Source organism: Bartonella sp. AC70YNML, assembly GCF_042196545.1.
Taxonomy (GTDB): Bacteria; Pseudomonadota; Alphaproteobacteria; order Rhizobiales; family Rhizobiaceae; genus Bartonella.
The window spans coordinates 1-5,075 of the sequence record NZ_JBHIQK010000027.1; the positions used below are offsets into that span (position 1 = coordinate 1).

The 5,075-nt window shown below is 40.4% G+C and carries 7 protein-coding genes and 1 pseudogene; 2 read left to right on the plus strand and 6 right to left on the minus strand.

Translation table 11 applies throughout. The annotated features are described in order from the left end of the window. The coding region (locus tag ACFIMU_RS08415) for a hypothetical protein (RefSeq protein WP_375697016.1) at positions 1-575 on the minus strand (575 nt) is incomplete at its 3' end. 65 nt (positions 576-640) lie between these two features. Here ACFIMU_RS08415 and ACFIMU_RS08420 point away from each other — a divergent pair. Then, complete coding sequence (locus tag ACFIMU_RS08420; protein ID WP_375606620.1) at positions 641-949, plus strand: type II toxin-antitoxin system RelE/ParE family toxin; 309 nt, start codon at positions 641-643, stop codon at positions 947-949. Continuing rightward, on the plus strand, positions 930-1,214 hold the full coding sequence (locus tag ACFIMU_RS08425) for an addiction module antidote protein (RefSeq protein WP_375606621.1): 285 nt from the start codon (positions 930-932) through the stop codon (positions 1,212-1,214). Before ACFIMU_RS08420 ends, ACFIMU_RS08425 begins: the two co-directional genes overlap by 20 nt. A gap of 34 nt (positions 1,215-1,248) precedes the next feature. On the opposite strand, the gene ACFIMU_RS08430 is transcribed toward ACFIMU_RS08425, so the two are convergent. From ACFIMU_RS08430 to ACFIMU_RS08450, 5 genes and pseudogenes are all read right to left on the minus strand, one after another. After that, complete coding sequence (locus ACFIMU_RS08430; RefSeq protein WP_375606622.1) at positions 1,249-1,629, minus strand: hypothetical protein; 381 nt, start codon at positions 1,627-1,629, stop codon at positions 1,249-1,251. Positions 1,630-1,640: 11 nt separating this feature from the next. Then, positions 1,641-2,021, minus strand: a complete 381-nt coding sequence (locus ACFIMU_RS08435; RefSeq protein ID WP_252619690.1) for a hypothetical protein — start codon at positions 2,019-2,021, stop codon at positions 1,641-1,643. A gap of 20 nt (positions 2,022-2,041) precedes the next feature. Continuing rightward, complete coding sequence (locus ACFIMU_RS08440) at positions 2,042-3,169, minus strand: N4-gp56 family major capsid protein (RefSeq protein ID WP_375615330.1); 1,128 nt, start codon at positions 3,167-3,169, stop codon at positions 2,042-2,044. Positions 3,170-3,260: 91 nt separating this feature from the next. Continuing rightward, entirely contained in the window at positions 3,261-4,154 is an 894-nt protein-coding gene (locus ACFIMU_RS08445; RefSeq protein WP_375615329.1) for a hypothetical protein, read from the minus strand. Positions 4,155-4,167: 13 nt separating this feature from the next. Beyond that, positions 4,168-4,893 (minus strand): annotated as a pseudogene (locus ACFIMU_RS08450) (phage portal protein); the annotation flags it as partial. Positions 4,894-5,075 lie beyond the last annotated feature (182 nt).

Consider the following 5,075-nt stretch of genomic DNA (forward strand, 5'->3'; position numbering starts at 1 on the left):
AGTTCATATTTTGCACGCGCCTTAATCAAATCAAACGCGTGCACAAACCATGGATGCTCCTCATCAACACTCTCTATCTCTGATAAACGCAATGGAGAGAGAATGAGTTGAATCTGATAGGCTCTATCCGGCGTGGGATAAAGATGTAATTTCCTATCAAAATAACTGTAACAAACCGGCGTTCCTTGCTGCTCTGATGATAACAAAGGCTCTAAAGAAACATGATCCTTACACTCCAATGCAAACTTATGATGTTGATCAGAACTCAGATAAACGTTTTTGATTTTAACAGCTGTTTCAATAGGGCGGGTAGTGCTTGCATCATAAACACCTTGTCCCGCCCGTGTCTCAAACACCACATCACGGCTTTCGTTAAAGTAAAAGGTCTCTCGTTCACAAAAACGAATAGCTGCAAAAATGCTTTCTTGGATTTGATGAACATACTCATCGGCTATGTCATCAATCTCATCTTGAATGACCGACACTAAGTGCGAAAGTGTTCTCTTATGACGATAAACATCTCGCTTTACAGGTATCGGTCCTCCGGTCTTAACCCGAATATAATGACGTGTCATCAAAATACCTTTCTGTGAGGAATATTATTATTGACATTATACATTATGTGTATTACAGTACACTAATGGTGTTCATTCATAAAACGATAGAATTTGATACTTGGCTTAAGAAACTTAAAGATAAAAGCGTTAAGGCTATTATTCTTCAACGTGTTATACGCTTAAAACAAGGTCTTCTCGGTGATGTTAAATTCTTTAATGGCATAGGTGAATTACGTATCCACTATGGTGCTGGTTATCGAATTTATTTTATCCAAAAAGGCTCTGATTTTATCCTTTTGTTATGCGGTGGAGATAAATCAACGCAGAAAAGGGATATCGAACAAGCATTAAAGTTAAAAGAGGAGTACAGTGATGAAAATAACCCCATTTAAACCAGAAGAATATCTTGAAGACATTGAAGTACAACAAGCATTTCTCAATGAAGCCTTCAAAACTGGTGATGCTGCTCATATAGCGGATGCCATTGGTATTGTTGCTCGCTCTCAAAATATGCGTGCTTTAGCAAAAGAAACCAATCGAGAACGCAGTGGATTATACCGCTCTTTAAGCAAAACAGGTGACCCTAAACTTTCTACCTTAGTCGCTGTCTTATCTGCCCTTAATTTACAACTCTCTGTACAATCTGCTAATTCATAAACTGAGAGGAGTTAATAGATATCTCCTCTCAATTTTAGTGATTGGTTACGAATTCAACGACTATACTTGCTTGACCAGCTTGTACCGTTTTGTCCGCTTTAGCATAGAGAGTAAGTTCTTCATCATAAGGGACAAATTCCTTCTGATTGGTGGGCTTAACTTCTTTGACTGCCTGCTGTTTGATTTCTGCTTCCCCAAACTCAGTCCCTCCAGCAGTGCTGCCTATTTTTACCTTCGTGTCCGAAAATGCTGTCTTAACATATACTTTGATCGAAGTAATCAAAGCACCACGAGGTAGCGTACCTATTCTCATAGCGTTTTCTTTATCTTCATAGCTAAAATTAAGCCGCAAAAAGCTTACCTGCTGCGTATGAAGACTTCTCCCTTGCAAGGGCTGTGGTAAATAATCTGCCATGTCTTATCCCCTCAATGATTTGTCACGAATTGCACAACCACAATACATTCACCAGCATCAGTGGTTTTGTCTCGTGTTGCATAAAGGGTCATCTCCTTATCATCTGCAACAAAAGACTTTTGATCTGTTGGCGTAAAATCTTGCGTGCCTTGGGCTTTGATGTCTTTTTCACTGAACTCATTGCCTCCATAGGTGCTGCCTATCTTTAATTTTGCCTCAGAAAACGCGGTCTTGACAAAAGCCTTCATCGAAGTGATCAAAGCGCCACGAGGCAAAATTCCGATTTTTTCCGTAAGATGCTTATCTTTATGCGAGATATTCAAACGTAAGAAACTCACCTGTTGGGTGTGAAGATTTCTTCCCTGTAATGGAGGTGGTAATTGATCTGCCATGTCTTGTTTTCTCCCTATGATTAATTATCAGGTTCACCACTGTAGGTGGGGATAACAATCGTTCCAAAATCTTGCGCTGCTTGAGAGCTATTTGGAAATTTGAAACGGGTTTTCTTCATGCCAATCAGTGTTTTCGCAGACAAACCATAGTAACGTTGATAGTCGAAATGCTCTTCCACCAATTGATAGCGATTGACATTGCGATTGTTCCCAAAAGCCATAACGATACTTTGTGCTCCAAGAAAAACAGCACGACGCACGCTTTTTTTCGCTGCACGATTTGTCGAGTTAACACCATGGGTAACATGTTCAGATTCACGTAAAATCACACCATTATACATGCCTAAAGAACCATCAAAGATTGGATTTTTGGAACGCGAACCGGTATAAGCAGCTTTCTGAATATCAAGCCATTGACCAGTCTCTGTATTGGTGCGCAATTGCATCACTTGTGTTGGATGCAAATAGAGTACATAAACACTCTCCCCATTCACACGCACTGGTCGAATTTTGGGATTAGCAAGTTTTGCCATTTTTACAGCTTCATCAATAAGCTTCAAACTAAAGCTATGTTTGTCTGCTTCACTTAGATCTTCATCCTTGGTTTTCTCATCTGGACGGATAATTCGCTTACTACTTGGTGCAAGAGGTTCATTAAATCCATAATGCACATTCTCGATATCTATCATCCGATCTTCAAAAGAGATTGTCCTTGCTGTATATCCGCAAGCTTGAATGAAAAACATCAAGCTTAAGCGATCTGCATACCAATCAACTAAGCCATCTTTTGCTTCGTCACGCAAATCAAACGTTGTACGTTGTTGCGCTATACTACCTTCATTTTCTACACGAACTGCATGCGAAAGTTCGTCAATATATAGTCTGTCATGAAGGAATTGTAATGCCTCTTCATTCCCCTCAAGCGTCTGTCCTGAGGTAACACCCCGTCCCAAAAGCTGTGTACGTAAGCTAAATGTAACACAATCCCCTCTTCCTTTCTGCATTTCGGTTTTTAGTTGAATAATGCTGTTTGAACCCTTGCCTATAAGGGGGGCAATAGGTATCGCCTTTGAAACTTCTGTATTTAATAATTTTGACCACGTGCTTATCGCATGAGGATCATCTGCTCTAACTGTTGTTAATGCCATTGATTTTACCTTTCTTTGCTGTAAAAAAACCGGCTTAAAAGCCGGACCATAACCCTGCATAAAACAGGCTAATTTCTATAAAAATGCACTCTTAATACCCGTTACCAGCACCATGCAATTGCCGAAAAATTGCTTTATTTTTCGGATTTGATATCCAAGCGTCAAATTCTTCTTCTGACATCCTATCAATGCTTGCTAAAGTGATTGGTCCAACACTCCCCCCTCCTCCAGATGCCGTTAAGGTTCTCGCAGAATTCTGCCGACTTTGAAGTTCTGCAACTTGATTATTCGCTTGTAATGCTTGGTTCTGATAGCCAAGATTTTGCGCTATTCTATAAATCTCTTCTGCCGGATTGAGATCTCTTTGTGCACAAGTCGCTACAAGCGCATGCAATTGATCTCTTATAATCGCATCTATTGTGTTTTGTTGTCCATACTCAGGATAAAGTGATGACCAAGAACTCAATTCCTTTGCGCGTGCCTCATAAAGAAAATTTGCCGCGGCATCAAAATCACTGGATTTATTTTGAAACGACTTAACAGAATTATTAAAAAATTCACCAAGACGCATATCGTGCTGCTGCTGTTCCTCAGCTTGTCTTAGCGCTTCTTTCTGTTCCCTAATATACGCATCCTGCTCTCGAATCTTTTTTCCCATCCAACTCATATAGCCAATAATGTCTTGTGTAGGGTCTGGGGGTGCATTTTCACCTTCAACCATTGGTGTCTGGGATTGGGGTTCATAAAGCTTGACAAGCGCTTCACGAGCTTGTTTGGCTTGTTGCTCCACACGCTGCTGTTCTATACTAGGAACAATCTCTGAAGGCTTTTCAACGGGCTGTGCAACCGGCTCTGGAGACGTGATGTCATCATTATCAATCGTTTCACCATCATAAGTGCCAGCATCAAAAGAGTTCTCATCATCAAATACCGGTGCACCAACCCTATAATCTTCATTCATAGCTTCGTTCATTTCTGCATTCATTCTTTCACCTCTCTCAAATATGCATGCCTCTGTGCAATGCTATTCTCTCTCGCATAATCTGATTGTGTGCTTGTTCATTGAGAAGCTTCTGACGTTCAATGTCATGCCTCTGTTGCATCATTTCGGCTTCCAATTCTGCTCTCTTTTGACGCATGAACAATTCAATCTGCTTTCCTTGCAAATCCATCTGTTGCATCTGGCTTTTAGTCGCAATATCCTGCTGCTTTTCTTGCAACTTCATTTCTTGTTCCGGATCCATTTGCTGTTGTTGGGCTTGTTGTGCCATTTGCTGCTGTTGCATCTTCTCACTCACACGATTGAGTAATGACGCAGGCAATGGTGAATAACGAAGCAAATCAAGCATGATATCCGGTGTTACGGCATTTTGAAGCAACGGTAATAATTGCGTGATAATGCCAAAGGTACGCTCTTTCTCATTCGGGCTGGTTGGAGCATCATCAACTACAATATCATACTCGACACTCGTTACTTCTTCACGCGTCAATGGAATATATTGCGCGTTCTCCTCACCCGATATCCGTACCAAGCGACCATCAGACAAATAATTCTGTATAAGGTGTAAAATAATCTTACCTTGCCGCTTGCGATACAAACGCAAGCCATCAAACAGACAAGCAAGCAGGTTAAGACTAGATTGACGCCGTTGTGCCTCTAAAATCCCTGCTTGTGAGACTTCTCTCGTCCCGATAAACTCAGGCGATAAGCCCGTAACTTGGTGATGCGGCATTATATCAAAAAACACAATAAAGTCAATAGGTTGTGTGAAGTTATTTTATATGAATCCACTTAAGAATCCACACTTTTATACGTGATTCATTTGACTATTTTTTATATAAGATTGCCATGTATGAATAGACCATAAAAAGCAAATCATAATGTAAATATTATAACGCATGTAAA

Coding starts and splice junctions, on each gene's coding strand:
- ACFIMU_RS08445 (WP_375615329.1), bottom strand. CDS start 4,154: ATGAATGCAGAAATGAACGAAGCTATGAATGAAGATTATAGGGTTGGT.
- ACFIMU_RS08420 (WP_375606620.1), top strand. CDS start 641: ATGGTGTTCATTCATAAAACGATAGAATTTGATACTTGGCTTAAGAAA.
- ACFIMU_RS08440 (WP_375615330.1), bottom strand. CDS start 3,169: ATGGCATTAACAACAGTTAGAGCAGATGATCCTCATGCGATAAGCACG.
- ACFIMU_RS08425 (WP_375606621.1), top strand. CDS start 930: ATGAAAATAACCCCATTTAAACCAGAAGAATATCTTGAAGACATTGAA.
- ACFIMU_RS08435 (WP_252619690.1), bottom strand. CDS start 2,021: ATGGCAGATCAATTACCACCTCCATTACAGGGAAGAAATCTTCACACC.
- ACFIMU_RS08430 (WP_375606622.1), bottom strand. CDS start 1,629: ATGGCAGATTATTTACCACAGCCCTTGCAAGGGAGAAGTCTTCATACG.